Below are 22,925 nucleotides of genomic sequence, written 5' to 3' on the forward strand. Positions count from 1 at the left end.
TTGACAGGGACGAGGCAGAGGTATGGACCTTACGCTGGGGCGATGAGCGCCCTGGAACCCCGCGTGCCACAGAGAGCCGCCACACCCGTCCCGCCCCAGCCGCAGGGCGGGATTCTCGGCTCCGCGTACCGGACGCTCAGCATCGGGATCATCTCTGTCGTCTTCCTCATAGCCTTCGAGGCGACCGCCGTCGGCACCGCGATGCCGGTCGCCGCGCGCGAGCTGGACGGGGTCGGGCTCTACGCCTTCGCCTTCTCCGCCTACTTCACGACGAGCCTCTTCGGCATGGTCCTGTCCGGCCAGTGGGCCGACCGGCAGGGGCCGTTGCGGCCGCTCACCGTCGGGATCGGGGCCTTCGCCGCCGGGCTGGTGCTGTCGGGGACGGCGGGTGGGATGTGGGTGTTCCTGCTGGGGAGGGCGGTGCAGGGGTTCGGGGGCGGGCTGGTGATCGTCGCCCTGTACGTGGTCGTCAGCCGGGCCTACGAGGAGCGGTTGCGGCCCGCGATCATGGCCGCCTTCGCCGCGGGTTGGGTGGTGCCGTCGATCGTCGGCCCGCTGGCCGCCGGGACGGTGACCGAGCACCTCGGGTGGCGCTGGGTGTTCCTCGCGATACCCGTGCTGGTCGTCGTACCGCTGCTGGTGGCGATACCGGCGATACGCAGGACCGCGTCCGGCCCGGTGGACACGGACGGCGGGCCCGAGCCGTTCGACCGGCGGCGGATCCGGCTGGCCCTGGGGATCTCGGCGGGTGCGGGGCTGCTCCAGTACGCGGCCCAGGACCTGCGGTGGCTGTCGTTGGTACCGGCCGCCGCGGGCGCGGCCCTGCTGGTGCCGGCGGCGCTGGGGCTGTTGCCGCGCGGGACGTACCGGGCCCGGCGGGGGCTGCCGTCGGTGGTGCTGCTGCGGGGGCTGGCGGCGGGGGCGTTCATCGCCGCGGAGAGCTTCGTACCGCTGATGCTGGTCACCCAGCGGGGGCTGAGCCCGACCCTGGCCGGGTTCTCGCTCGCGCTCGGCGGGCTCACCTGGGCGGGCGGCTCGTGGCTTCAGTCGAAGGGGCGGATGACGCCGTACCGGGAACGGCTGATGGTCGTCGGGATGGGGCTGGTGGCGTTCGCCGTCGCGGCGGCGCCGGCGGTACTGATCGCGTGGGTGCCGGTGTGGACGCTGGCGCTGGCCTGGGGGGTGGGGTGCCTGGGGATGGGGCTGGTGATCGGCTCGACCAGTGTGCTGCTGCTGAAGCTGTCGGCGCCGGAGGAGGCCGGGGCCAATTCCGCCGCGCTGCAGATCTCGGACGCGCTGGCGAACGTGGTCCTGCTGGCGGCGGGCGGGGCGGCGTTCGCCGCGCTGGGCGGTGGCGCGGTGGGGGCGGCGGCGCACGGGGTGGCCTCCGGGGGCGGGTCCTCGCATCCGGCCGCGTTCGTGGTGGTGTTCCTGCCGATGGCCTGCGTGGCTTTGGTGGGGGTGTGGGTGGCGACGCGGCTGAACGCGCCGCCGGACGGGTCCTGACCTGGCCCCTGGCCGGGGGTGGAGGGGGCGGACGGGGGCGGCGTGCCGGGTCGGTTCCCGGTCCCGGGAACCCTGCGTGGGCTTCCCGGGGGCTCTGACCCCGGACCCCTGCGTCTTGGGCGTCGGTGAGCTGGAGGCCCGGCGCCGTGGCTTGCGCGGCGGCGGGGTCGAGGTGGTGTGCCGGTCCACTGCCAAGGGCGCCGGCCGGGCGGGCTGTAGTGGAGCGTCCCGCCCCGAGTGGCCAGCGCCGACGTAGCCGAAGGGGGCTTTCGGCTACGGCCTTGCGCGTCGGCCGGGCCCTAAGCGTGTCGGCCGGGGTGCCGGGGTGCTGGCCGCCCGGGCCGAAATGCAGGGGGATCCCTGGCGGGGTTCGGCTACGGTCCGGGCATGAACGAGTTGATGCTGCGGCTCTCCGACGCCGAGCGCGCGGAGCTGGACGACCTTGCCGACGCCACCGGGACGAGCCCCGAGGGGCTGGCACTGGAGGCGGTGCGGAGCCACCTGGCGGGCGAGCGGGCCCGGGTCTCGGCCGAGGCCCGGCGGCTGGCCTCGCGGCACGCCGCGCTGCTGAAGCGGCTCGGCGAATGAGCACGGCCGAGGCGACCGGTCTGCCCGACACATCCGCATCGGCCAAGCCGCCCGCGCCCGCCGAGCTGCCCGCACCCGCCGAGCCGCCCGCACCCGCCGCGCCCCCCGCGCCCGCGCCGGCCCCGCTCGCCGGGGTGCGGTATCTCAGCCTGCGCGAGGTGCTCGACCTGGCCCGGCTCGCGTGTCCCGGCGAGGTGCGTGCGGCCGGGCTGCTGGAGTCGGCGGTGCACCGGCCGCGGGCGCGGATGTTCGGGACTCCGGCGTACGTGGACCCGTACGAGCAGGCGGCCGCGCTGCTGCACGGGATCGCCGTGAACCACCCCCTGGTCGACGGCAACAAGCGCACCGCCTGGCTGTCCGCCGCGACCTTCCTCGCCCTGAACGGCGTGGATCTCGCGGGAGTTGACCAGGACACGGCGTACGAGCTGGTGATCGACGTGGCCTCCGGCAGCGAGGGGGACGTCCGCCGGATCGCGGAGCGGCTGCGGCGGATGTGACGCTCGCCGCACCCGCCGAGGTCACGGGCCTGTCCCTCCGCGAGGGGCGGTCCGGGGCCGGTAGGGTGGCCCGGTTGTCCTACGTACGACCGCTGCCTGCCCGTACCAGATACACCGAGAGCACGAACCGGAGACCGTGACTACTACCGCCTCCCACCATCTCTCACCCGCCTTCCCCGGCCGCGCGCCGTGGGGTACCGCCAGCAAGCTGCGTGCCTGGCAGGAGGGTGCGCTGAACCGGTACCTGGAGACCCAGCCGCGCGATTTCCTCGCGGTCGCGACCCCGGGGGCCGGCAAGACCACCTTCGCGCTGACCCTCGCCTCCTGGCTGCTGCACCACCACGTGGTCCAGCAGGTGACCGTGGTCGCGCCGACCGAGCACCTGAAGAAGCAGTGGGCCGAGGCCGCCGCCCGGATAGGCATCCGGCTCGACCCCGAGTACTCGGCCGGGCCGCTGAGCAAGGACTACCACGGCATCGCCGTGACCTACGCGGGCGTCGGCGTCCGCCCGATGCTGCACCGCAACCGCTGCGAGCAGCGCAAGACCCTGGTGATCCTGGACGAGATCCACCACGCCGGTGACTCGAAGTCCTGGGGCGAGGCCTGCCTGGAGGCCTTCGATCCGGCGACCCGCCGCCTCGCGCTGACCGGTACGCCCTTCCGGTCCGACACCAACCCGATCCCCTTCGTGACGTACGAGGAGGGGAACGACGGGATCCGCAGGTCGTCCGCCGACTACACGTACGGCTACGGCAACGCGCTCGGCGACGGCGTGGTCCGGCCCGTGATCTTCCTGTCCTACAGCGGCAACATGCGCTGGCGCACCAAGGCGGGCGACGAGATCGCCGCCCGGCTCGGCGAGCCGATGACCAAGGACGCCATCTCCCAGGCCTGGCGTACGGCGCTCGACGCGCGCGGCGACTGGATGCCGAACGTGCTGCGCGCCGCCGACCAGCGGCTGACCGAGGTCCGCAAGGGCATCCCGGACGCGGGCGGTCTGGTCATCGCCTCCGATCAGGACTCGGCGCGTGCGTACGCCAAGCTGATCAGGGAGATCACCGGGACGAAGGCGACCGTCGTCCTGTCCGACGACACGGGCGCGTCGAAGCGGATCGACGACTTCAGCGCGAACGAGGACCGCTGGATGGTCGCGGTCAGGATGGTGTCCGAGGGCGTCGACGTGCCGCGCCTCGCGGTGGGGGTTTATGCCACCACCATTTCGACGCCTTTGTTCTTTGCGCAGGCCGTCGGGCGATTTGTGCGTTCCCGCAGGCGCGGCGAGACCGCTTCCGTGTTTCTTCCGACAATTCCGTATCTGCTCGGTTTTGCCAATGAGATGGAAGTCGAGCGGGACCACGTCCTCGACAAGCCGAAAAAGCAGGGCGAGGAAGACCCGTACGCCGAGTCCGAGAAGGAAATGGACGAGGCGAACAAGCTGGAGGACGAGGACACCGGCGAGGACGAGCAGATGTCCTTCGAGGCGCTGGAGTCCGACGCCGTCTTCGACCGGGTGCTGTACGACGGCGCCGAGTTCGGGATGCAGGCGCACCCGGGCAGCGAGGAGGAGCAGGACTACCTCGGCATCCCGGGGCTGCTGGAGCCTGACCAGGTGCAGATGCTGCTCCAGAAGCGGCAGTCGCGGCAGATCGCGCACAGCCGCCGCAAGCCGGACTCGGAGGCGGACCTGCTGGAGCTGCCGGCCGAGCGGCGTCCTGTGGTTTCGCACAAGGAGTTGCTGGAGCTGCGGAAGTCGCTGAACACGATGGTGGGCGCGTACGTCCACCAGAGCGGCAAGCCGCACGGGGTGATCCACACGGAGCTGCGCCGCGTGTGCGGCGGGCCGCCGAGCGCCGAGGCGACGGCGGGGCAGCTGCGGGAGCGCATCAAGAAGGTCCAGGAGTGGGCCACGCGCATGCGGTGACGCCGTCGTCCGTTCCGGGATCCGCCGGGAGAGAGGGAAGGGGTCCGTGCGCCGGTGCGCACGGACCCCTTTCCGTTCTGCCCTACTGGTTACGCGGTGGTGCGACGACGACGGCCCGTGCCGGCGACCAGGGCCGCACCCATGGCGAGGGCCACACCGCCGGCGCCGAGCGCCCAGGTGGTGGCGGCGTCGGTGCCGGTCTCGGCGAGCTGGCCACCGGTGTTGGTGTTCGCGTCGGTGTTGCCGGTGCTGCCGCCACCGGTGGTGTGGTCGACGATCGGCGTGGTGGTGGTGCCACCATCCGGCTTCGGGTTGTTGCCGTTGCCGCCGTTGCCGTTGCCGTTGCCGGTGTCGGCGTTCGCGGCCTTCAGCTGGAGGCGGTACGTGACGGTCTCGGACCAGACGTCCTCGTCACCGTTGCCGGACCAGCCGACCGTGGCGATGCCGACACGGGTGGCGGGGGCGTCCTTGGCGAACTTGAGCCGCAGCTGGATGTCGAAGGAGTCGCCCGCCTGGATCGAGCCGTGACCGATGTAGAGGCCCCACATCTCCTCGGAGCCCTCGGCCTCGACCGGCCACCACTGCCACTTGCCGGACTCGTCCGGGAGGTAGACCTCGAGCTTGGTCGTGTCGCCGCGGAACTTCATCGTGTCCACGGTGCCGAGGTTGAGACCGAGGTGGTAGTCCTCGAGGTCCTTGCCCGTCGAGTTGTCGACGTGCATGTCGAAGTACTGCCAGCCGCCACCGGCCGTGATGGTCGTCGGCAGGCCGACGAGGGTGACCTTCGGGCCGGTCGCGACCTCGACCTTGTCCTCGCTCTCCTGACCCTTGTCGGCCTCCTTGGAGGCCGGCTTCGCGGCCGGTGCCTCGGGGGCCGCCGGCGTGGCGGCCTTGCCGTCCGCGACCGGCGGGACCGCCGCCGGCGTCTGCGCGGCCGGGGTCTCCTCGGCCGGGGTCTGAGCCGCCGGGGTCTCCTCGGCGGCGGTCCCGGCCGCCGGCTTCTCGGCCGCCGGGGTCTCCTTGACCGGGGCCTCCTTGACCGGGGTCTGCGCGACCGGCGCGGCGTCCTCCTGCGGCGAGACGTCCGGCGTGGTCACGGCCGGCTTCTGGCCCTCGTCCGCCATCGCGGGCGTGGCCATGAGGACCGTCGGGCCCACCACTGCGGCAGCGGCGACGACGGCCATACGCTTCAGCTTCACTTTTACTTCTTTCCCCTTGATGAGCGCCGGGCACTGCGCCCGGCCCACCCCCAGCAACATCTTTTTGAACGTGCTCAGAGTAAGCCGCCGATAAAGCGGAAAAGGGCCGAAGAAGATTACGAAATGGCACAGCCGCTCGAACAAAACGGTACAAGCGGGTAGTAGGCGCCCGGATTCTGGACGAGGCCTTCCGCTCAGCGAACCTGCTCGCTACTGTCCCCGCATCGAACGCCCCGTGGCAGCGCCGCCGCGGGAGCGCAGCCGGTGCCATGGCCGCTACCGGCGGCCTCTCCGTGCGTCGCCGAGGGACCGGCAGCGCTCCACCCCGTGAGAGTCACCGCCGCCCACCGAAAGAGGGAGAGGCGTCGTGACCGCGGAAACCTCCCAGACTCTCGACCGAGGGCTCAGGGTCCTCAAGCTGCTCGCCGACACCGACCACGGTCTGACTGTCACCGAGCTCTCCAACCGCCTCGGTGTCAACCGCACCGTGGTCTACCGCCTCCTCGCCACGCTGGAACAGCACGCCCTGGTCCGCCGCGACCTCGGCGGCCGGGCCCGCGTCGGGCTCGGCGTGCTGCGGCTGGGACGTCAGGTCCACCCGCTGGTGCGCGAGGCGGCACTGCCGGCGCTGCGGTCCCTCGCCGAGGACATCGGTGCCACCGCGCACCTGACCCTCGTCGACGGCACCGAAGCGCTCGCCGTGGCCGTCGTCGAGCCGACCTGGACCGACTACCACGTGGCCTACCGGGCCGGCTTCCGCCACCCGCTGGACCGCGGGGCGGCCGGCCGGGCCATCCTGGCCGCCCGTCAGGGCTCGCTCATCGAGCCCGGATACACGCTGACCCACGGCGAGCTCGAAGCGGGCGCCAGCGGCGCCGCGGCGCCGCTGGTCGGCATCACCGGCCTGGAGGGCAGCGTCGGCGTCGTCATGCTGGCCGACGCCGTGCCCGAGCGGGTCGGCCCGCGCGTGGTGGACGCCGCCCGCGAGGTCGCCGACGCCCTGCGCTGAGTCCCGGGCCACCGCGCGAAGCGCCGTACGGAGTCTCGTACGAGACCTCGTGCGGCTCCCGCAGGGCCGCGCGCCCGCGGCCGCGTCCCGGTCCGCCGGGGCGCGGCAGCGGTGTGCGCACGACGGCCCTGCGCCCGGGCCCGATAGATTGACCGGGTGCTCTCTCGCCTCACACGTCTGCCGCGTCCCACCGCCCTGGCGCTCTGCGCCCTGCCCGTGGCCGGTCTGTTCGCCGCGGCGGCCTTCGCGCCGCTGCCCTTCGTGATCGCCCAGCCGGGCCTCACGGCCGACGTGCTCGGCGTCCGCGACGGCAAGCCCGTCATCGCCGTGACCGGCGCTCCGAGCCGGGAGACCAAGGGCCAGCTGCGGATGACCACCATCCAGGCGACCGGACCCTCCACGACGGTGAAGCTGCCCGAGCTCCTCGACCACTGGTTCGACAGCACCCGGGCGGTCATGCCCAAGGGGGCCGTCTACCAGTCGGGCGGGAGCGACAAGGAGATCGAAGAGCACAATCTGGAGGAAATGACCAAGTCCCAGTCGACCGCGTCGGCGGCCGCCCTCGGCTACCTCCACAAGGACCCGAAGGACGTGAAGGTCGAACTCAACCTCGCCGACGTCGGCGGTCCGAGCGCGGGGCTGCTCTTCTCCCTGGGCATCGTCGACAAGCTCGACGGCGACGGCAGCGGCGGAGACCTCACCGGCGGCCGGACGATCGCCGGCACGGGCACCATCACCCCGAGCGGCGAGGTCGGCGCGGTCGGCGGGGTGGCCCTGAAGACCCAGGCCGCCAAGCGGGACGGGGCGAGCGTGTTCCTCGTACCGAAGGCGGAGTGCTCCGACGCCAAGTCCGAGCTCCCCGAGGGGCTTCAGCTGATCCCGGTCACTTCGCTGACGGATGCGGTGAACGCTCTGCGCGCGCTGAACCGGGGCCAGTCGGTTCCGGCCTGCTGACCACCGCGCTGCGGCCGGCCCGGTCGTCCAGGCCGCGCCAGGAGGGGAAGGCCAGCGGGCTGAGGGTGACGAGCAGGTAGACCCCGGCGAAGGCCAGCAGGGCGCGGCCGGCGCCGAAGCCGTCGACCAGCAGACCGGCGGCGAGCCCGCCCAGCGGCATCGTCAGCTCGCAGCCGGCCGTCGTCACCCCGGCCACCCGGCTGCGCAGCGCGTCGGGGATCTTCTCCAGCATCACGGTGGTCAGGATCGGGTTCAGCACCCCCGCGCCCAGCCCGGACAGCGCCATGGTCACCGCGAGCGGCAGCGCCGTGTCGGTGCACGCGGCCATCACGTACCGGGGCGCGCCGCACAGCAGGAAGGCCGCCGCGAACAGGGCCCTGCGCGGGAACCGCTCGCCCCACGCCCCGTAGAGCAGGGCGCCCAGCAGCGCGAACCCGCCGTAGAGGGAGATCATCAGGCCGAGCGCGGCGGCCCCGCCGAGCGCTTCCCGGCCGTGCACGGGCAGCAGGACCGACGACCAGCCCTGGTCCAGGCCGTTGGTCATCATGACCATCAAGGTGATGCCCGTCAGCAGCCGGGAGCGCGTCAGGAAGGCCCAGCCCTCGGCGAGTTCGGCCCGGTAGGCCCCGAACGAGGGCTTCTGTGCGGTCCGTTGCGGCTCGGCCGCCGGGACCCCGCGCAGGAAGAGGGCGACCAGCAGCGCCGAGGCGGCGAAGGTGGCCGCGTCCAGCAGCAGCACGGCCTCGGCGCCGAAGGCGGCGATGAGTACGCCGGCCAGTGCGGCCCCGATCATCCGGGCCCCGCGCGAGACCGCGTCGTAGAGGCTCGCCGCCCGGGTGACGGTGGTCCCGGCGTGCTCGGCGAGATGGGGGAGCAGGACGTACCGGGAGGTCAGCCCGGGGGTGTGGACGAGTCCGCCGACGGCCATCAGCGCGCACAGCATCCAGAACTCCAGCAGCCCCGCGTAGTGCAGCAGCGGGATCGCGCCGACCGACAGCGCGCAGATGAGGTCGGAGGCCGCCGAGACCCGGCGGCGCCCGATCCGGTCGATGACCGGGCCGCCGGCGAGCGCGGCGACGACCACGGGCAGGGTGGCGCAGAAGGCCACGATCCCGGCCCGGCCGGCGCTGCCCGTGGTCTGGAGCACGAACCACGGGACGCCGATGAGGGTGAGCGAACTTCCGGCTATGGAGATGGTGTTGGCGGCCAGGACCGCGGTGAAGGGGCGCCTGCTCACGCCGCGCTGCCGTGGGCGGCGCGGCCCTGGGCGTGGGCGGGCTGCATCAGCCGGTTCCCGGCGACGACCAGCGCCTCCCCGAGCCGGTTGCGCAGGGCGGGCAGGGCGGGCAGCGCGGCCCCGGCGGTGGCCGGAGCGGCCTCCCGGGCGAGGTGCCAGGCGGCGGCCTCGGCGGCCAGCTCGGCGGTGCGGGCGGCGTGGGCGGCGGTGTGCAGGTCGGCAGGGGTGAAGGCGTGCATGGCAGGACTCCTTCTGTGAGGTGTGAAAGGCGGGGCGGCAAGTCCCGCAGGTGAGCGTCTAGTTGGCGGTGCGCCGGGGGAGGGCGTGCGTGTGGAAGCGGACCGTTTCGGCGCCCTCCGCCGGCGGCAGGTCGTGGTAGCTGTTGAGCACGTCGTGCAGCTTGTGGATCACTTCGAGGCTCTGCTCGGCGGTGAGGCGCAGGGTGAAGTCGCTGATGTCCGAGCCGTGACGCCACTCCGGGGACCAGTCGTGGGCCGTGCCGAGCCAGGTGCTCACTTCCTGCGTGTGGATCGTCGCGATCTCGTGGCGGAAGAGGTCCGCGGCGCCGCGGGTGGCCGGGTCGTCGTCGGCGAGCAGCGATTCGTCGAGCGCCGTGCCTTCGTGGGCGGCCTTCCACCACCGCTCGCGGCCCTTGCCGCGCTCGGGGGCGTCCTCGACGAACCCGTGCGCGGCGAGCTGGCGCAGGTGGTAGCTGGTGGATCCGCTGGACTCTCCGAGCCGTTCGGCCAGTTGGGAGGCGGTGGCGGCTCCGTCGTGACGCAGGGTCGCCAGGATCCGGATGCGCAGCGGGTGGGCCAGGCCGCGCAGGGAGCGCGCGTCGAGCGTGCGGACCTGTGGCTCGTTCGGCCGGGACTCGGCGTTCTTCTCGGGCATGCCTCAACAGTAGAGTTGCAAAGACTCCTCTGCAAGGGTTTCTTTGCAGAGACTTCTTTGGAACTCCGCTCCCCGCTCCCCGCTCCCCGCTCCCGCTCACCCCTCCCTGATGAACCCCTCCTTCAGGAGCCAGTCCTTCGCCACCTCGTGCGGGTCCTGCCCGTCCACGTCCACCTTCGCGTTCAGCTCCCGCGCGACCGCGGTCGTCAGCTTCTTCGTCACCGGATCCAGCAGCTTCGCGATCACCGGGTACTCGGCCAGGGTCCTGGCGTTGATCTCCGGCGCCGCGTTGTAGTTGGGGAAGAACCGCTTGTCGTCCGCGAGGGTGTCCAGGTCCATGGCCTTGATCCGGCCGTCCGTGGTGTAGGCCTCGCCCAGCAGGCAGGAGTCGGACTTGGAGACCTGCGTGTAGATGATCCCGGCGTCCATCTTCTGGATGTTGGCCGTCGGGATCTTCATCCCGTACGCCTTCTCCATGCCGGGCAGTCCGTCCTCGCGGGAGGCGAACTCGTTCTCCACGCACAGCGTCACCGCCGACGGGTCCTTGCGAGCCAGTTCCGCCACGTCCGAGAGAGTCTTCAGCCCGTACTTCGCGTTGTTCTTCTTGCTGATGGCGAGGGTGTAGGTGTTGTTGAGGGAGGACTGCGGCAGCCATACGACGCCGTTCTTCACGTCCGCGTCCCGCAGTGCCTTCCACTGCTCGTACGGGTCGTCGATGGGCTCGGTGTTGCCGAGGTAGGTGATCCAGGCGGTGCCGGTGTACTCGTACATGGCGTCCGCGTCGCCCTGGCGGACGGCCTCGCGCGCGCTGATCGAGCCGGGCAGGTTGGTGCGGTCCAGGACCTCCGCGCCGGCCGCCTTGAAGACGAGGCCGATGATCTGGCCGAGCACGATGTTCTCGCTGAAGTTCTTCGAGGTGACCGTGAGGGAGGCGCCCTTGAGGGGTTCGCCCTGGCCGACCGAGCCCGGCAGGACCTCGTCCACCATCGGGGACCCGCTCTTGAGCCCGCAGCCGCCCAGCGCCAGCGCCAGCAGCGCGGCCGCCGCCGCGCCCGCTGCCGTCCGGACGGGGGAGGTACGCATCTACGCCTCCAGCCCGCGCGGGGTCAGGGCCGTCTCCGCCAGCCAGGCCAGCCAGTCCACGAAGAGGGCCAGCACCACCGTCAGTACCGACCCCACCACCAGCACCGGCATCCGCTGCGTCTGGATGCCGGAGGTGATCAGGTCGCCCAGGCCCCCGCCGCCGCCGAAGGTGGCCAGGGTCGCGGTGCCGACGTTGAGCACCAGGGCCGTCCGTACGCCCGCCAGGATCAGCGGGACCGCCAGCGGCAGTTCCACCTTCCGCAGGGTGCCCACGGCGGACATGCCGATCCCGCGCGCCGCCTCCACCAGCTGCGGGTCGATCGCGCGGAGCCCGGCGACGGTGTTGGACAGCACGGGCAGCACGGCGTAGGCGACCATCCCGATGACGGCGGTCGAGGGGCCGATGCCGAGCCAGATGACCAGCAGGGCCAGCAGGCCGATGGCCGGCGTGGCCTGGCCGATGTTCGCGAGGGCGGTGACGAAGGGGGCGGCCCGGCGCAGGCCGCCGCGGGTCAGGGCGATCCCGAGCGGGATCGCGATGATCAGCACCCAGAAGGTGGAGACGGCGGTGAGCTCGATGTGCTGCCGCAGCCGCAGCCGGACGTTCCCGCCGCCGAGGGAGTTCTTCTCGATGGCGTCGAGCGGGATGTTGGTGATCCACAGGTACAGGACCAGCAGGACGAGGGCCAGTACGGCCGGCGGGATCACCAGCATGCGCCAGGTGATCCGGCGACGCGGAGCGGGCGGCGGGGCCGGCGGCTCGTCGAGCTCCTCGGCGAGTTCGTCGCGGAAGGGCAGACCCTTGACCTCGTGCTCGCCGGGCGGACGGCCGCCCGGCGGGCGCTGCGGGGAGGCGGTGTTCATGGGCCCGCACCGCCCTCCAGCTCCTGTCCGACCCGGTGGTGGCGCAGTTCCTCCAGGTCGTGCGCGTGCTCGGCGGCGGTCAGCCGGTCCGCCTCCAGCATCTCGTGCACCGAGTTCATCAGGGTCTCCATGTCGACGACCCCGATGTACTCGCCGCGCCGCCCGGTGACGGCGACGCGCCCGCCGCTGTCGGTGAGCACGGCCTCCAGGGCGTCGTGCAGGGTCGCGTCCCGGGTGACGGTGTCGTGCACCAGCTGGCCGGCCCGGGCCAGCGAGCCCTTGGCGCGCATCAGGTCGCCGCGGCGCAGCCATTTGTACGGCCGGCCGCGCCGGTCCAGCATCAGCAGCTCGTTGTGGGCGCCGCCGCGCAGGGTGTTGAAGATCTGCTGGAGCGGGTCGTCCACCGACACGGTGGGGAAGTCGGCGATCTCCACGTCCCGCACGCGGGTGAGGTTGAGGCGCTTGAGGGCCGCGCCCGCGCCGACGAACCCGGAGACGAAATCGTCGGTGGGGTTGGTGAGGATGGCTTCCGGGGTGTCGAACTGGGCGATGTGCGAGCGCTCGCGCAGGACCGCGATCCGGTCACCGAGCTTGATGGCCTCGTCGAAGTCGTGGGTGACGAACACGATCGTCTTGTGCAGCTCGTGCTGGAGCCGGATCAGTTCGTCCTGGAGGTGGTCGCGGGTGATCGGGTCGACGGCGCCGAACGGCTCGTCCATCAGCAGCACGGGCGGGTCGGCCGCCAGCGCCCGGGCCACGCCGACGCGCTGCTGCTGGCCGCCGGAGAGCTGGCGCGGGTAGCGGCCGTGGAACTCGCGGGGGTCCAGGCCCACCAGGTCGAGCATCTCCTCGACCCGGTCCTTGACCCCGGACTTGGACCAGCCGGTCATCTTCGGTACGAGGGCGATGTTCTCCGCGACCGTCATGTGCGGGAACAGCCCGGAGGACTGGATGGCGTACCCGATCTTGCGGCGCAGCTTGACCGGGTCCATGTCGGTCACGTCCTCGTCGCCGATCCTGATCCGGCCGGAGGTGGGCTCGATCAGCCGGTTGATCATCTTGAGGGTGGTGGACTTCCCGCATCCGGAGGGGCCGACGAAGACGACGGTCTCGCCCGCCCTGATCTCCATCGACACCTCGTCGACGGAGGGGTTCGGGTTGCCCGGATAGCGCTTGGTGAGGTTCTCCAGCCGGATGGGCGCACCCGAGGCCGGGGCCTTCGGGCTCGCGGCCGGCTCGGGCGTCGGCTCAGGCACGGATCCCCTCCGGGATGGTCAGACGGCCGAGCAGGACGTACGCGGCGTCGAAGAGCAGGGCGAGGACGACGATGCCGAGGGTGCCCGCCAGGACCTGGTTGAGGGCGTTGGCGCTGCCCAGCGAGGCGATCCCGCGGAAGATCTCGTTGCCGAGCCCGGGGCCCGAGGCGTACGCGGCGATCGCGGCGATGCCCATCAGCATCTGGGTGGAGACCCGGATCCCGGTCAGGATCGGCGGCCAGGCCAGCGGCAGCTCCACCTTCATGAGCCGGGCGGTGCGGGACATGCCGATGCCCTTGGCCGCGTCGACGAGCGCGGGGTCCACCCCGCGCAGCCCGACGATCGAGTTCCGGACGATCGGCAGCAGCCCGTACAGGGTCAGCGAGATCACGGTGGGTGGGACCCCGAGGCCGACCAGCGGGATCAGCAGGCCGATCAGGGCCAGGGAGGGGATCGTCAGGATGGTGGCGGTGGAGGTGATGGCGAGGTTGCCGCCCCAGGCGCTGCGGTAGGTGAGCAGCCCGATCGCGATGCCGAGCACGGTCGCGATCACCATGCACTGGAAGACGGCGCTGGCGTGCTGGAAGGCGTCGGTGAGGAGCTGCTGGTGGCGGTTGGACAGGTAGCTCCAGAAGCTCACCCCGTGTCACCTCGCCCGTCGTCTGAGGGGGATCAGTCGTCGTCGGCCGCCTGTTCGACCAGCGGGATGATCCGCAAGGGAACGGGATTCTCCATGACGATCGCCGTCGAAGCCCGCACGATCCCATCAAAAGCGACAACCCGGTCGATCACCCGCTGAAGGTCGGCGTTGGAGCGGGCCACGAGCCGGCACAGCATGTCCCCGTGGCCGGTGGTCGTGTGCAGTTCCAGCACCTCGGGAACGCCGGTCAAGTGGGCTCGTACGTCGGCCCCTTGGCCCTGTTTGATCTCCAGCGTGGCGAAGGCGGTGACCGGGTACCCCAGGGCCGTCGGGTCGACCTGCGGGCCGAACCCGCGGATGACTCCGTTCGACTGAAGCCGGTCGAGGCGCGCCTGCACCGTGCCGCGCGCCACGCCGAGCCGGCGGGAGGCCTCCAGGACCCCGATCCGCGGTTCGCGGGCGAGCAGGACGATCAGGCGCCCGTCGAGTTCGTCGATTCCCATGACTGCCTCCAGGGTGCCCGGTGAGTGGTCATACTGCACAGATCTCTCAGTCATCCTGCGACTCTCTTGGGCAGTCTGTACAGCAGAAATGGAAACTATTGCGCAGCTTGTGGATCGGCGGGACTCTGCGCTCATGACTGAGTCTCTGGCGAACCTCGAAACCGTCCCGCAGACCGCGCGTGAGGCCGACCCCTTCCCGGTGAAGGGAATGGACGCGGTCGTCTTCGCCGTGGGCAATGCCAAGCAGGCCGCGCACTACTACTCCACCGCGTTCGGCATGAAGCTCGTGGCCTACTCCGGACCGGAGAACGGCACCCGCGAGACGGCCAGCTACGTCCTCACCAACGGGGGCGCCCGCTTCGTCCTGACCTCGGTCATCAAGCCGACCACGGACCACGGCCGCTTCCTCGCCGAGCACGTCGCCGACCACGGCGACGGTGTGATCGACCTCGCGATCGAGGTCCCGGACGCGCGCGCCGCCTACGCGTACGCCGTCGAGAACGGCGCCCGCGGGCTGGACGAGCCGTACGAGGTCACGGACGAGAACGGCACCGTGGTGCTGGCGGCGATCGCCACGTACGGCCAGACCCGGCACACGCTCGTGGAGCGCAAGGACTACTCCGGCCCCTACCTGCCGGGCTTCGTGGCCGTCGCCCCGATGGTCGAGCCCCCGGCCAAGCGGACCTTCCAGGCCATCGACCACTGCGTGGGCAACGTCGAGCTCGGCCGGATGAACGAGTGGGTCGCGTTCTACAACAAGGTCATGGGCTTCACGAACATGAAGGAGTTCGTGGGCGACGACATCGCGACCGAGTACTCGGCGCTCATGTCGAAGGTGGTCGCGGACGGCACCCTCAAGGTGAAGTTCCCGATCAACGAGCCGGCGATCGCGAAGAAGAAGTCGCAGATCGACGAGTACCTGGAGTTCTACGGCGGCGCCGGCGTCCAGCACATCGCGCTCGCCTCGAACGACATCGTGGCGACCGTACGGTCGATGCGCGCCGCGGGCGTCCAGTTCCTCGACACCCCGGACTCCTACTACGACACCCTCGGCGACTGGGCGGGCGAGACCCGGGTGCCCGTGGAGACCCTGCGCGAGCTGAAGATCCTGGTCGACCGCGACGAGGACGGCTACCTGCTGCAGATCTTCACCAAGCCGGTCCAGGACAAGCCGACCGTCTTCTTCGAGATCATCGAGCGGCACGGCTCGATGGGCTTCGGCAAGGGCAACTTCAAGGCCCTCTTCGAGGCGATCGAGCGCGAGCAGGAGAAGCGCGGCAACCTCTAGCCACTCCCGCGGCGGCCCCGGCCGCCCCCGCGGCGCCGCTCGGTGCCGCCCCCTGGCGCGGTGCCCTGACGAGCGCTGCACCGGTACGGCCCGCCGGTCCCTCCGGCGGGCCGTACCCGCATGCCCGGAGCCGCGCCGCGGCGGGCCCGCTGCCGGTGTACGGGCCGTCCACCCCGGCCCCCGGCGCCGCGGGAGCCCGGGCGTACCGGGCGCGACTAAGGAGTGCCGCCCGCCGGGCACGGCAGCGTCGCGCGGACCAGGAAGCCGCCGTCCTGCGTCGGGCCGGCCTCCAGGGTGCCGCCGAGCGACCGGGCCCGTTCGCGCAGCCCGGTCAGCCCGTACCCGCCGCCGGGCAGCGGCGCCGGCGGGTGCGGTGCCCGGCGGGGGCCCGGCGCCGGCGCCAGGCTGCGGATCTCGACGAGCATCCCGCCCGGCTCCGCGCCCGGCGCGGGGGCCAGCGCCACCGCCGCGGCCGAACCGGGCGCGTGTTTGCGTACGTTGGTCAGTGCCTCCTGCACGATCCGGTACGCCGCCTCCTGGACCGCCGGCGGCCACTCCCGCCCCAGCACGCCGCCCAGGTCCGCGGAGACCCCGGGACCGCTGTCCTCGATCAGCGTGGGCACCTCCCGCAGCCCCGGCCGGCCCCCGTCCGCCCCGGCCCCGTCCTTCAGCAGCCCCACCATGCGCCGCAGTTCGGTCATCGCCGCGGCGCCCAGCTGCCGGATGGCGGCCGCCGCCTCCCGGCTCTCGGGCTCCCGCGCCGTCCGCTCCAGGGCGCCGGCCCGGACCGTGATCAGGCTGACGTGGTACGAGACCGAGTCGTGCATGTCCCGGGCGAGCCGCGCGCGTTCCCCGGCCACCGCGGTGCGGGCCAGCAGCAGCCGCTCGCGTTCCTGCGCGGCGACCAGGCCGGCGATGTGCGTGGACAGCTCCCGCCTGGCCCGCGCGAGCGAGCCCAGCGCGGTCGGTCCGGCGCTGCCCAGCGCGGCGGACACCAGCCCCATCAGGCCGTACTCCATCGTCCAGTCCGGCAGGTCCGCCGGGTGCCAGCAGGCGAGGGTGGCCAGGAACAGCAGGGCCGAGCAGGTCAGCACGAGCGCGCGGGACCGGGCGGTGACCGCCACCTGGTACATCGCGAACATCGGCGCGAGCACCAGATAGCCGGTGTACGCGACGGGCAGCGTGGCCAGCAGCGCCGCCACCGGGTAGCGCGTGCACAGCGCGACCGCCGCGAGGGTGAACCCGTACAGCGCCAGGTCCCACGGGCCGCTCTCGCTCCACACCGTGGCGATCTCGGCGCCCGAGACCCCGAGGACGACCGCGCTCTGCGCGGCCGGCGGGAACCTCATGCGGCCGGCCGGGGGGCTGTCCCGGCCAGCCCCGCCCGATGGGCGAAGACGGCGGCCTGCACCCGGTTCGCCAGCCCCAGCTTGCCGAGGATCGCACTGACGTGGTCCTTGGCGGTGGCCGTGCTCAGCCCGAGCCGCCGGCCGATCTCGGCATTGGCCAGCCCGTCGGCCAGCAGCGCCAGCACCTCGCACTCGCGGCCGGTCAGCGAGTCCGGCCGCACGCCCTGCGGGGCGGCCGGGCCCTGCCTCAGGTAGCCCCGTACGACGGAACGCGCGACCGGCGCCGACAGTACGGTCCCCCCGGCCGCGAGCAGCCGCACCGAGTGGATCAGCTCGTCGGGGGCGGTGTCCTTGAGCAGGAAACCCGAGGCCCCGGCGCTCAGCGCGCCCGCGACGTCCTCCTCGGCGGAGAAGGTCGTCAGCACGGCCACGGCGGGCGGCGCCGCCTCGGCGCGCAGGGCTTCGAGCACCGTCAGACCGTCGGTGCCCGGCATCCGCAGGTCGAGCAGGACCACGTCGGGCCGGTGGGCGGCGACGGCGGCGACGGCCTCCGGGCCGTCGCAGGTCGCGGGGACCCGGATGTCGGGTTCCGACTCCAGGATCTGCTGCATGCAGGTGCGCAGCAGCCTTTCGTCGTCGACGATCAGAACCCGGATCACTGAACGATCCCCCCTTGGCCGGCCCATCCGGTCGAACATAACAACCACCGGCGCTCCCGGGCCACCACGACGTCCCGGCCACCACGGCGTCCCGGCCACCACCCGTGGACGGGATCCGCCGGCCGAGACCTTGCGCCGGGTGGCCGGGCGGCCTGACCAGCGCTAGGGCGCCGCCGACTGCGAACCCGACTCCGGCTGTTCCGGCTGGCCCGGCGCCTCCGGTGCCGGGTCGGGCTTCGGCTCGGACTGCTCCTCGGGCTTGGTCTCAGGTTTGGTGTCGGGCTTGGTGTCAGGCTTGGCCTCGGGCTTGCCCTCGGGCTTGCCCTCGGGCTTCGGCTTGGCCGCCGGCTTCGGCTTCGGCTTGTTCGGCTTCGGCAGCTCCGGCTCCACCCACGGAGTGCGGGGCTGCATGTTCTCCGGGCCGCCCGGCGCCGGCTGGCCCACCGCCGCCAGGGCCTGCTTCGCCAGCGGCGAGCGCACCGGCGAGAACGCCGGATTGGTCCGCATCACCTCCTGGAGGTGCCGCCGCGCCCCGGCCTCGTCGCCCAGACCCCGCTCGATCATCGCCCGGTGGAAGGCGAACTCCGCGCTGCGCAGCCCCAGCTCCGTGGCCTTCTTCGCGTACTCCAGCGCCGACGCGTCATCGCCCGCCTTGTGCAGGGACCAGCCCAGCGCGTCGGCCACCTGCACGCTCTTGTGCCGCGACCACTCCTCCGACAGCCGCCGCACCGCCGCCGACGGGTCGCCGTGGTCCGCCTCGTACAGCCCCAACACCACCGACTCGTTCACCCCGTGCGTGAGCCCCCGGGCCGTGGCCGTGGCCAGCGCGTCGTACAGCAGCCGCGCCTCGTCCGCCCGGCCCAGCGAATCCAGCAGCTCGCCCAGCTCCAGCGTCAGCTGCGGCGCCGGGGTCCGGCCCAGCGCCATCCGGTAGTCCCGTACCGCCTCCCCGCTGCGCCCCAGCGCCGCCAGCGCCCGCGCCCGGCCGCCCAGCGCCTCCGCCCGCGCCGGGTCCGTCCGCAGCGCCGCCTCGTACTGCCCGAGGGCCTGCGCCGCGTCGCCCCGCTCCCAGGCCAGCTCCCCGAGCCGGAACAGCACGTACGCCTTCTCCGCCGGGGCCTTCGCCTCGCCCGCCGCCTGCTCCAGCGCGACCACGGCGTCCTCCCGCCAGCCCCGGTCCCGGTACACCTGCGAGGCCCTCAGGTGCGCCGCCAGGCCCGAGTGGAGCTCCTCCAGCCGCTCCAGCGCCTTCTGCGCGGCCTTGTAGTCGCCCAGCCCCGTGTACGCGTCCACCAGCACCGGGTACGCCGCCCACCGCTGCTGCGCCTGGGCCCGGACCAGCTCGCCCCACTTCTTCCCCGTCCCGAAGTCCCGCCGGGCGTTGGCCAGCGCGCCCATGCCCGTCATCGCGTCGAAGTTGCCCTTCTCGGCGGGCCGCAGCTCCAGCGAGCGCTTGAGCGCCTCCTCCGCCTTCGGGTACCAGGCCGTGTCGGCCGTGCGCCGGCCCTGCTCCAGGTACGCCGACCCGAGCACAGCCCACGAGGCCTCGTCCTCCGGGTGCTCCGCCAGCCACCCCTCCCGGTCCGCGACCAGCGCCGTCAGGTCCACGGCGGCGGCCGGGGCGCCCATGCCGACCGCCGAGGCGGCCCGTTCGCTGGGCCCCGGCGGGCGGGCGTCGTCACCCGTGCGGGCGGGCCTGATCAGCAGGGCCCCCGCGATCAGGACCACCGCGACCGCGGCCGCCACGAGCGTCTTGCGGCCGGTGAAGGTCACGGGCGGCGCGGGCTGCTGCGATTCCTCGTCGATACGGTCCATGTGCTCACTGTGCGTCAATATGAAGAGCTCGCCGAGGTGTCCGAAGAGGGTCGCGGGCGTGTTCACACCGATGGCCCCGGCTGCCACGCTGACCCCATGGATGATGATCTCTCCGGCCGCCTCCGCGCCCGCCTCCGCGAAGGCCTCCCCGACGAAGCCCTCCTCACCGACCCCCGGGTGACCGCCTCCTACGCCACCGACATGGCGAGCTTCTGCGCGGCCGGCACCCCGGCCGCCGTCGTCCTGCCCCGCACCGTGGAGCAGGTCCGGCACGTCCTGCGCACCGCCACCGCCCTACGGGTCCCGGTCGTCCCCCAGGGCGCCCGCACGGGCCTGTCGGGCGCCGCCAACGCCTCCGACGGCTGCATCGTGCTCTCCCTCGTCAAGATGGACCGGATCCTGGAGATCTCCACCGTCGACCGGATCGCCGTCGTCGAGCCGGGCGTGGTCAACGCCGTCCTCTCCCGGGCCGTCGCCGAACAGGGCCTGTACTACCCGCCCGACCCCTCCAGCTGGGAGCAGTGCACCATCGGCGGCAACATCGGCACCGCCTCCGGCGGCCTGTGCTGCGTCAAGTACGGGGTCACCGCCGAGTACGTGCTGGGCCTCGACGTCGTACTGGCCGACGGCCGGCTGCTGCGCACGGGCCGCCGTACCGCCAAGGGCGTCGCCGGCTACGACCTCACCCGGCTCTTCGTCGGCTCCGAGGGCAGCCTCGGCGTCGTCGTCCGGGCGGTCCTCGCGCTGCGCCCCGCCCCGCCCCGGCAGCTCGCGCTCGCCGCCGAGTTCCCCTCGGCCGCCGCCGCGTGCGAGGCGGTGTGCGCCGTCATGGAGGCCGGACTGACGCCCTCGCTGCTGGAGCTGATGGACCGTACGACCGTCCGCGCCGTCAACGCGCTCGGCAGGATGGGCCTGCCCGAGACCACCGAGGCGCTGCTGCTCGCCGCCTTCGACACCCCGCACGCGCCCGAGGAACTCGCCGCCGTGGGCGAGCTGTGCACCGCCGCCGGGGCCACCGCCGTCGTGCCCGCCGAGGACGAGGCGGAATCGGAGCTCCTCCTCCAGGCCCGCCGGATGTCCCTGACGGCCCTGGAGGCCCTGCGCCCCGCCACGATGATCGACGACGTGTGCGTCCCCCGCTCGCGGCTCGCGGAGATGCTGGACGGCACCGCCGCGATCGCCCGTACGCACGACCTGCTCATCGGGGTCTGCGCGCACGCGGGCGACGGGAACACCCACCCGGTGGTCTGCTTCGACCCCGCCGACGAGGACGAGGCGCGGCGGGCCCGCAGGTCCTTCGACGAGATCATGGAGCTCGGGCTGTCGCTGGGCGGGACCATCACCGGCGAGCACGGGGTCGGCGTCCTGAAGAAGGAGTGGCTGGCCCGCGAACTCGGACCGGTGGGGCTGGAGATGCAGCGGGGCGTCAAGAAGGCCTTCGACCCGCTGGGTCTGCTCAACCCCGGCAAGCTCTTCTGACCGGAGCGGCGGGACTCCCGCCCGGGTCAGGGGCGTCACAGCTCGCCCTCCGCCGACTCGTCCGAGGGCCACGGGTCCCGCAGCCACAGCTCGTCCGCCGGTGTCGGGGTGAGCAGCTCGGCCAGCGCCGCGTCCAGGCCGAGCCGCTCGGCCTCGGTGCCGGGCGGGACCGTGCGCAGGGTCCGCTCCAGCCAGGCCGACACGGAACCGGCGGGGGCCTCCAGCAGTGCGTCGCCGTCGGGGGAGCTCAGCGCCATGCACAGCACGGCCTTGTTGTCGATTTTCGTGGGCCAGATCCGGACGTCTCCGTGGCCGCACGGGCGGAACACCCCCTCGACGAGCAGCTCGCGGGCGAAGGTCCAGTTGACCGGAGCGCTGGAGCCGGTGTGGAAGGTGATGTGCACGGCGTACGGGTCGTCCGTCAGGTACAGCAGCCGGGCCGGGACGGGGATGCTGCGCTCGGGGGACAGGACCAGCTTCAGTTCCAGCTCACGCTCGATGACGGGGTGGTGCATGACGGCCTCACTTCGCTGCGGTTCGGTGCGTTCCGTGTCTTCGCGGGGCGGGGACCGGGCGGTCCCCACACCCCGAGAGAGCTCCGGTGTGCCCGGGTATGACGCGACTTCCGGGAGCGAACGGCAGATTGGCCGAATTCTGTCGACTGACCGAAAACAGTCGGGTGGAGTGAGGTTCGCCCGAAGGCTTGGATTCTCCCGTTACCGGACCGGTCGGGCCGGGGTTCTTGGCTATGGTCCTGCCCTGCACAAGCCTCAAGCCACGATCGGAGTTGGGGACATTGACGGCCTCCCCTGGTGACGGCGAGCACGCGGCCCGCGAGGGCTACTACCCCGATCCGTCCATCCCCGGGTACGTCCGGTACTGGAACGGCTCCTCCTGGGTGCCCGGTACGAGCCGCCCCGCCGCGCCCGCGGACGAGACGGGGCCGGTGTTCCTGGACGAGACCTCCGTGACCGAGGCGCTGCCCGAGCCCGAGCCCCAACCGGTGCCCGCGCCGGCGGTGGAGGCGGCGGCGTGGCAGGCCGACCCCGTGCACCAGGCCGGCTTCGGCGGGCCGCGCGACGTACGGGTCTCCTGGGGCAACCGGGAGGAGGCGCAGCCCGCGCGCGGATCCGGGGTGTCGCTGGCCCGCAGCCCGGCCGCCGCCGCAGCGGACCGGTACCCCGCGCAGGCCGCGGCGGAGGGGATCGGCATCCTGTCGGCCCGCTCCCCGGCGGCGGCCCCCGTCGCGCCGGCCCCCGCGCCCGCCCCCGCACCGGCCCCGGTGGCCGTGGCCCCGGCGGCGGCTCCGGTCGCCACGCCCGCCTGGCCCGCCGCTCCCGGGGGCGGGAGCGGCAGCGGCGGCAGGTCCGGGGTCACCTCCTCCTGGCCCGAGGCGGCCCCCCGGCCGGCCCCCACCCGCCCCGAGGCCGCGGTGGCGGCGCCCCGGCGGGCCCCCGCGGCCCCGCGCCCCCCGGCGGCCGCCGAGCCCCCGGCCCGCGCCGACGAGGCCCCCGCCCGGGCCGCTCAGCCCCGCGCCCGGGCCGCCGAGGCCGCCCCGAGCGCTGCCCCGACCCCCGCCGCAGCTCCCGCCCCCGCTTCCGCCCCCGCCTCCGCCCCCGGCGCCCCCGGCGCCCCCCGCCCCACCGAGCGCGCCGTCTTCGAGCGCATGGCGGAACGTGCCGTCCGCCCCGCCGGGTTCGGCCGCCGCCTGCTGGCCCGCGTCCTCGACTCGGCGGTGCTCGCCGCCGTCGCGGCCGGGGCCGCCCTGCCGCTCGTACCGGACGCCACGGCCCACATCCAGGCCAAGGTGGACGCCGCCAAGGCCGGCGGCCGGGCCACCACCGTCTGGCTGGTCGACGGCACCGTCGTCGGCTACCTGGGCCTCGTCCTGGCCGCCGTCCTCCTCTTCGGGGTCTTCTACGAGGCCCTGCCCACCGCCCGCTGGGGCCGTACCCCCGGCAAGAAGCTGTGCGGGGTCCGCGTCCTGGCCGTCGCCACCCTCCGCCCGCCGCGTTTCGGGGCGGCGCTGCGGCGCTGGCTGGTGTACGCGTTCCTCGGCCTGCCGGGGAGCCTGTGGTGCCTGGTCGACCGGCCCCGCCGACAGGCCTGGCACGACAAGGCGGCGAAGACGTACGTAGCCCGCTAGGGGGTGGCCTGAGGGGCCGTTCCCCCGATCGGCCGCCG

Annotated in this window: 22 protein-coding genes; 9 read left to right on the forward strand and 13 right to left on the reverse strand. The window is 73.1% G+C overall.

Going from position 1 to position 22,925, the window contains the following annotated elements; translation table 11 throughout:
* The first annotated feature begins 42 nt into the window (after positions 1 to 42).
* The 4 genes from ACZ4TG_RS11245 to ACZ4TG_RS11260 all read left to right on the forward strand — a co-directional run bounded on the left by ACZ4TG_RS11245 (position 43) and on the right by ACZ4TG_RS11260 (position 4,512).
* Positions 43 to 1,506 (forward strand): MFS transporter, encoded by a 1,464-nt coding sequence (locus ACZ4TG_RS11245; RefSeq protein WP_468161601.1) that lies wholly within the window; start codon positions 43 to 45, stop codon positions 1,504 to 1,506.
* A 387-nt stretch (positions 1,507 to 1,893) separates the two neighbouring features.
* Positions 1,894 to 2,094, forward strand: a complete 201-nt coding sequence (locus ACZ4TG_RS11250; protein WP_468161603.1) for a hypothetical protein — start codon at positions 1,894 to 1,896, stop codon at positions 2,092 to 2,094.
* A gap of 134 nt (positions 2,095 to 2,228) precedes the next feature.
* Positions 2,229 to 2,591 carry a type II toxin-antitoxin system death-on-curing family toxin gene (locus ACZ4TG_RS11255; RefSeq protein WP_468162098.1) on the forward strand — a complete coding sequence of 121 codons (363 nt, stop codon included), beginning with the start codon at positions 2,229 to 2,231 and terminating at the stop codon, positions 2,589 to 2,591.
* Between the two features lie 136 nt (positions 2,592 to 2,727).
* The gene (locus ACZ4TG_RS11260; protein ID WP_468161605.1) at positions 2,728 to 4,512 is read left to right on the forward strand and encodes a DEAD/DEAH box helicase; all 1,785 of its coding nucleotides are present in this window, start codon (positions 2,728 to 2,730) and stop codon (positions 4,510 to 4,512) included.
* An 89-nt stretch (positions 4,513 to 4,601) separates the two neighbouring features.
* Here ACZ4TG_RS11260 and ACZ4TG_RS11265 read toward each other — a convergent pair whose 3' ends face one another.
* Positions 4,602 to 5,711, reverse strand: coding sequence for a hypothetical protein (locus ACZ4TG_RS11265; RefSeq protein ID WP_468161607.1), 1,110 nt, complete (start codon positions 5,709 to 5,711; stop codon positions 4,602 to 4,604).
* Between the two features lie 367 nt (positions 5,712 to 6,078).
* Here ACZ4TG_RS11265 and ACZ4TG_RS11270 point away from each other — a divergent pair, with 367 nt between their 5' ends.
* On the forward strand, positions 6,079 to 6,720 hold the full coding sequence (locus ACZ4TG_RS11270) for an IclR family transcriptional regulator (RefSeq protein WP_007264382.1): 642 nt from the start codon (positions 6,079 to 6,081) through the stop codon (positions 6,718 to 6,720).
* A gap of 156 nt (positions 6,721 to 6,876) precedes the next feature.
* Positions 6,877 to 7,674 (forward strand): S16 family serine protease, encoded by a 798-nt coding sequence (locus tag ACZ4TG_RS11275; protein ID WP_468161609.1) that lies wholly within the window; start codon positions 6,877 to 6,879, stop codon positions 7,672 to 7,674.
* Here ACZ4TG_RS11275 and ACZ4TG_RS11280 read toward each other — a convergent pair.
* The 8 genes from ACZ4TG_RS11280 to ACZ4TG_RS11315 all read right to left on the reverse strand — a co-directional run bounded on the left by ACZ4TG_RS11280 (position 7,604) and on the right by ACZ4TG_RS11315 (position 14,151).
* A complete protein-coding gene (locus tag ACZ4TG_RS11280) occupies positions 7,604 to 8,911 on the reverse strand; it encodes an MFS transporter (protein WP_468161611.1) in 1,308 nt (435 codons plus the stop codon). The genes ACZ4TG_RS11275 and ACZ4TG_RS11280 overlap by 71 nt on opposite strands.
* Complete coding sequence (locus ACZ4TG_RS11285) at positions 8,908 to 9,150, reverse strand: hypothetical protein (protein WP_468161613.1); 243 nt, start codon at positions 9,148 to 9,150, stop codon at positions 8,908 to 8,910. The genes ACZ4TG_RS11280 and ACZ4TG_RS11285 overlap by 4 nt, the downstream gene beginning before the upstream one ends.
* A 58-nt stretch (positions 9,151 to 9,208) precedes the next feature.
* Positions 9,209 to 9,805 (reverse strand): ArsR/SmtB family transcription factor, encoded by a 597-nt coding sequence (locus ACZ4TG_RS11290; RefSeq protein WP_468161615.1) that lies wholly within the window; start codon positions 9,803 to 9,805, stop codon positions 9,209 to 9,211.
* A 96-nt stretch (positions 9,806 to 9,901) separates the two neighbouring features.
* Positions 9,902 to 10,888 carry a glycine betaine ABC transporter substrate-binding protein gene (locus ACZ4TG_RS11295; protein WP_468161617.1) on the reverse strand — a complete coding sequence of 329 codons (987 nt, stop codon included), beginning with the start codon at positions 10,886 to 10,888 and terminating at the stop codon, positions 9,902 to 9,904.
* Positions 10,889 to 11,752, reverse strand: coding sequence for an ABC transporter permease (locus tag ACZ4TG_RS11300; protein ID WP_468161619.1), 864 nt, complete (start codon positions 11,750 to 11,752; stop codon positions 10,889 to 10,891).
* Positions 11,749 to 13,008: a betaine/proline/choline family ABC transporter ATP-binding protein gene (locus ACZ4TG_RS11305; RefSeq protein ID WP_468161621.1), complete on the reverse strand. Its 1,260-nt coding sequence runs from the start codon at positions 13,006 to 13,008 to the stop codon at positions 11,749 to 11,751. The genes ACZ4TG_RS11300 and ACZ4TG_RS11305 overlap by 4 nt, the downstream gene beginning before the upstream one ends.
* Complete coding sequence (locus ACZ4TG_RS11310) at positions 13,001 to 13,648, reverse strand: ABC transporter permease (protein WP_468161622.1); 648 nt, start codon at positions 13,646 to 13,648, stop codon at positions 13,001 to 13,003. Before ACZ4TG_RS11310 ends, ACZ4TG_RS11305 begins: the two co-directional genes overlap by 8 nt.
* Before the next feature lie 32 nt (positions 13,649 to 13,680).
* Complete coding sequence (locus ACZ4TG_RS11315; protein ID WP_468161624.1) at positions 13,681 to 14,151, reverse strand: Lrp/AsnC family transcriptional regulator; 471 nt, start codon at positions 14,149 to 14,151, stop codon at positions 13,681 to 13,683.
* A gap of 133 nt (positions 14,152 to 14,284) precedes the next feature.
* On the opposite strand from ACZ4TG_RS11315, the gene hppD reads away from it, so the two are divergent.
* Positions 14,285 to 15,439, forward strand: coding sequence for a 4-hydroxyphenylpyruvate dioxygenase (hppD, locus tag ACZ4TG_RS11320; RefSeq protein ID WP_468161626.1), 1,155 nt, complete (start codon positions 14,285 to 14,287; stop codon positions 15,437 to 15,439).
* A gap of 215 nt (positions 15,440 to 15,654) precedes the next feature.
* Here the strand turns inward: hppD and ACZ4TG_RS11325 are convergent, their stop codons facing one another.
* From ACZ4TG_RS11325 to ACZ4TG_RS11335, 3 genes are all read right to left on the reverse strand, one after another.
* Complete coding sequence (locus ACZ4TG_RS11325) at positions 15,655 to 16,788, reverse strand: sensor histidine kinase (protein WP_468161628.1); 1,134 nt, start codon at positions 16,786 to 16,788, stop codon at positions 15,655 to 15,657.
* Complete coding sequence (locus tag ACZ4TG_RS11330) at positions 16,785 to 17,447, reverse strand: response regulator (RefSeq protein ID WP_468161630.1); 663 nt, start codon at positions 17,445 to 17,447, stop codon at positions 16,785 to 16,787. The genes ACZ4TG_RS11325 and ACZ4TG_RS11330 overlap by 4 nt, the downstream gene beginning before the upstream one ends.
* Before the next feature lie 162 nt (positions 17,448 to 17,609).
* Entirely contained in the window at positions 17,610 to 19,262 is a 1,653-nt protein-coding gene (locus tag ACZ4TG_RS11335) for a tetratricopeptide repeat protein (protein WP_468161632.1), read from the reverse strand.
* 96 nt (positions 19,263 to 19,358) lie between these two features.
* Between ACZ4TG_RS11335 and ACZ4TG_RS11340 the strand changes: the two genes are divergently transcribed.
* Positions 19,359 to 20,741 carry an FAD-binding oxidoreductase gene (locus tag ACZ4TG_RS11340; RefSeq protein ID WP_468161634.1) on the forward strand — a complete coding sequence of 461 codons (1,383 nt, stop codon included), beginning with the start codon at positions 19,359 to 19,361 and terminating at the stop codon, positions 20,739 to 20,741.
* A gap of 35 nt (positions 20,742 to 20,776) precedes the next feature.
* On the opposite strand, the gene ACZ4TG_RS11345 is transcribed toward ACZ4TG_RS11340, so the two are convergent.
* Entirely contained in the window at positions 20,777 to 21,256 is a 480-nt protein-coding gene (locus ACZ4TG_RS11345) for an SsgA family sporulation/cell division regulator (RefSeq protein ID WP_468161636.1), read from the reverse strand.
* Between the two features lie 281 nt (positions 21,257 to 21,537).
* Between ACZ4TG_RS11345 and ACZ4TG_RS11350 the strand changes: the two genes are divergently transcribed.
* Positions 21,538 to 22,887 carry an RDD family protein gene (locus tag ACZ4TG_RS11350; protein WP_468161637.1) on the forward strand — a complete coding sequence of 450 codons (1,350 nt, stop codon included), beginning with the start codon at positions 21,538 to 21,540 and terminating at the stop codon, positions 22,885 to 22,887.
* Positions 22,888 to 22,925 lie beyond the last annotated feature (38 nt).

The organism is Streptomyces sp. NPDC028314 (assembly GCF_055565795.1).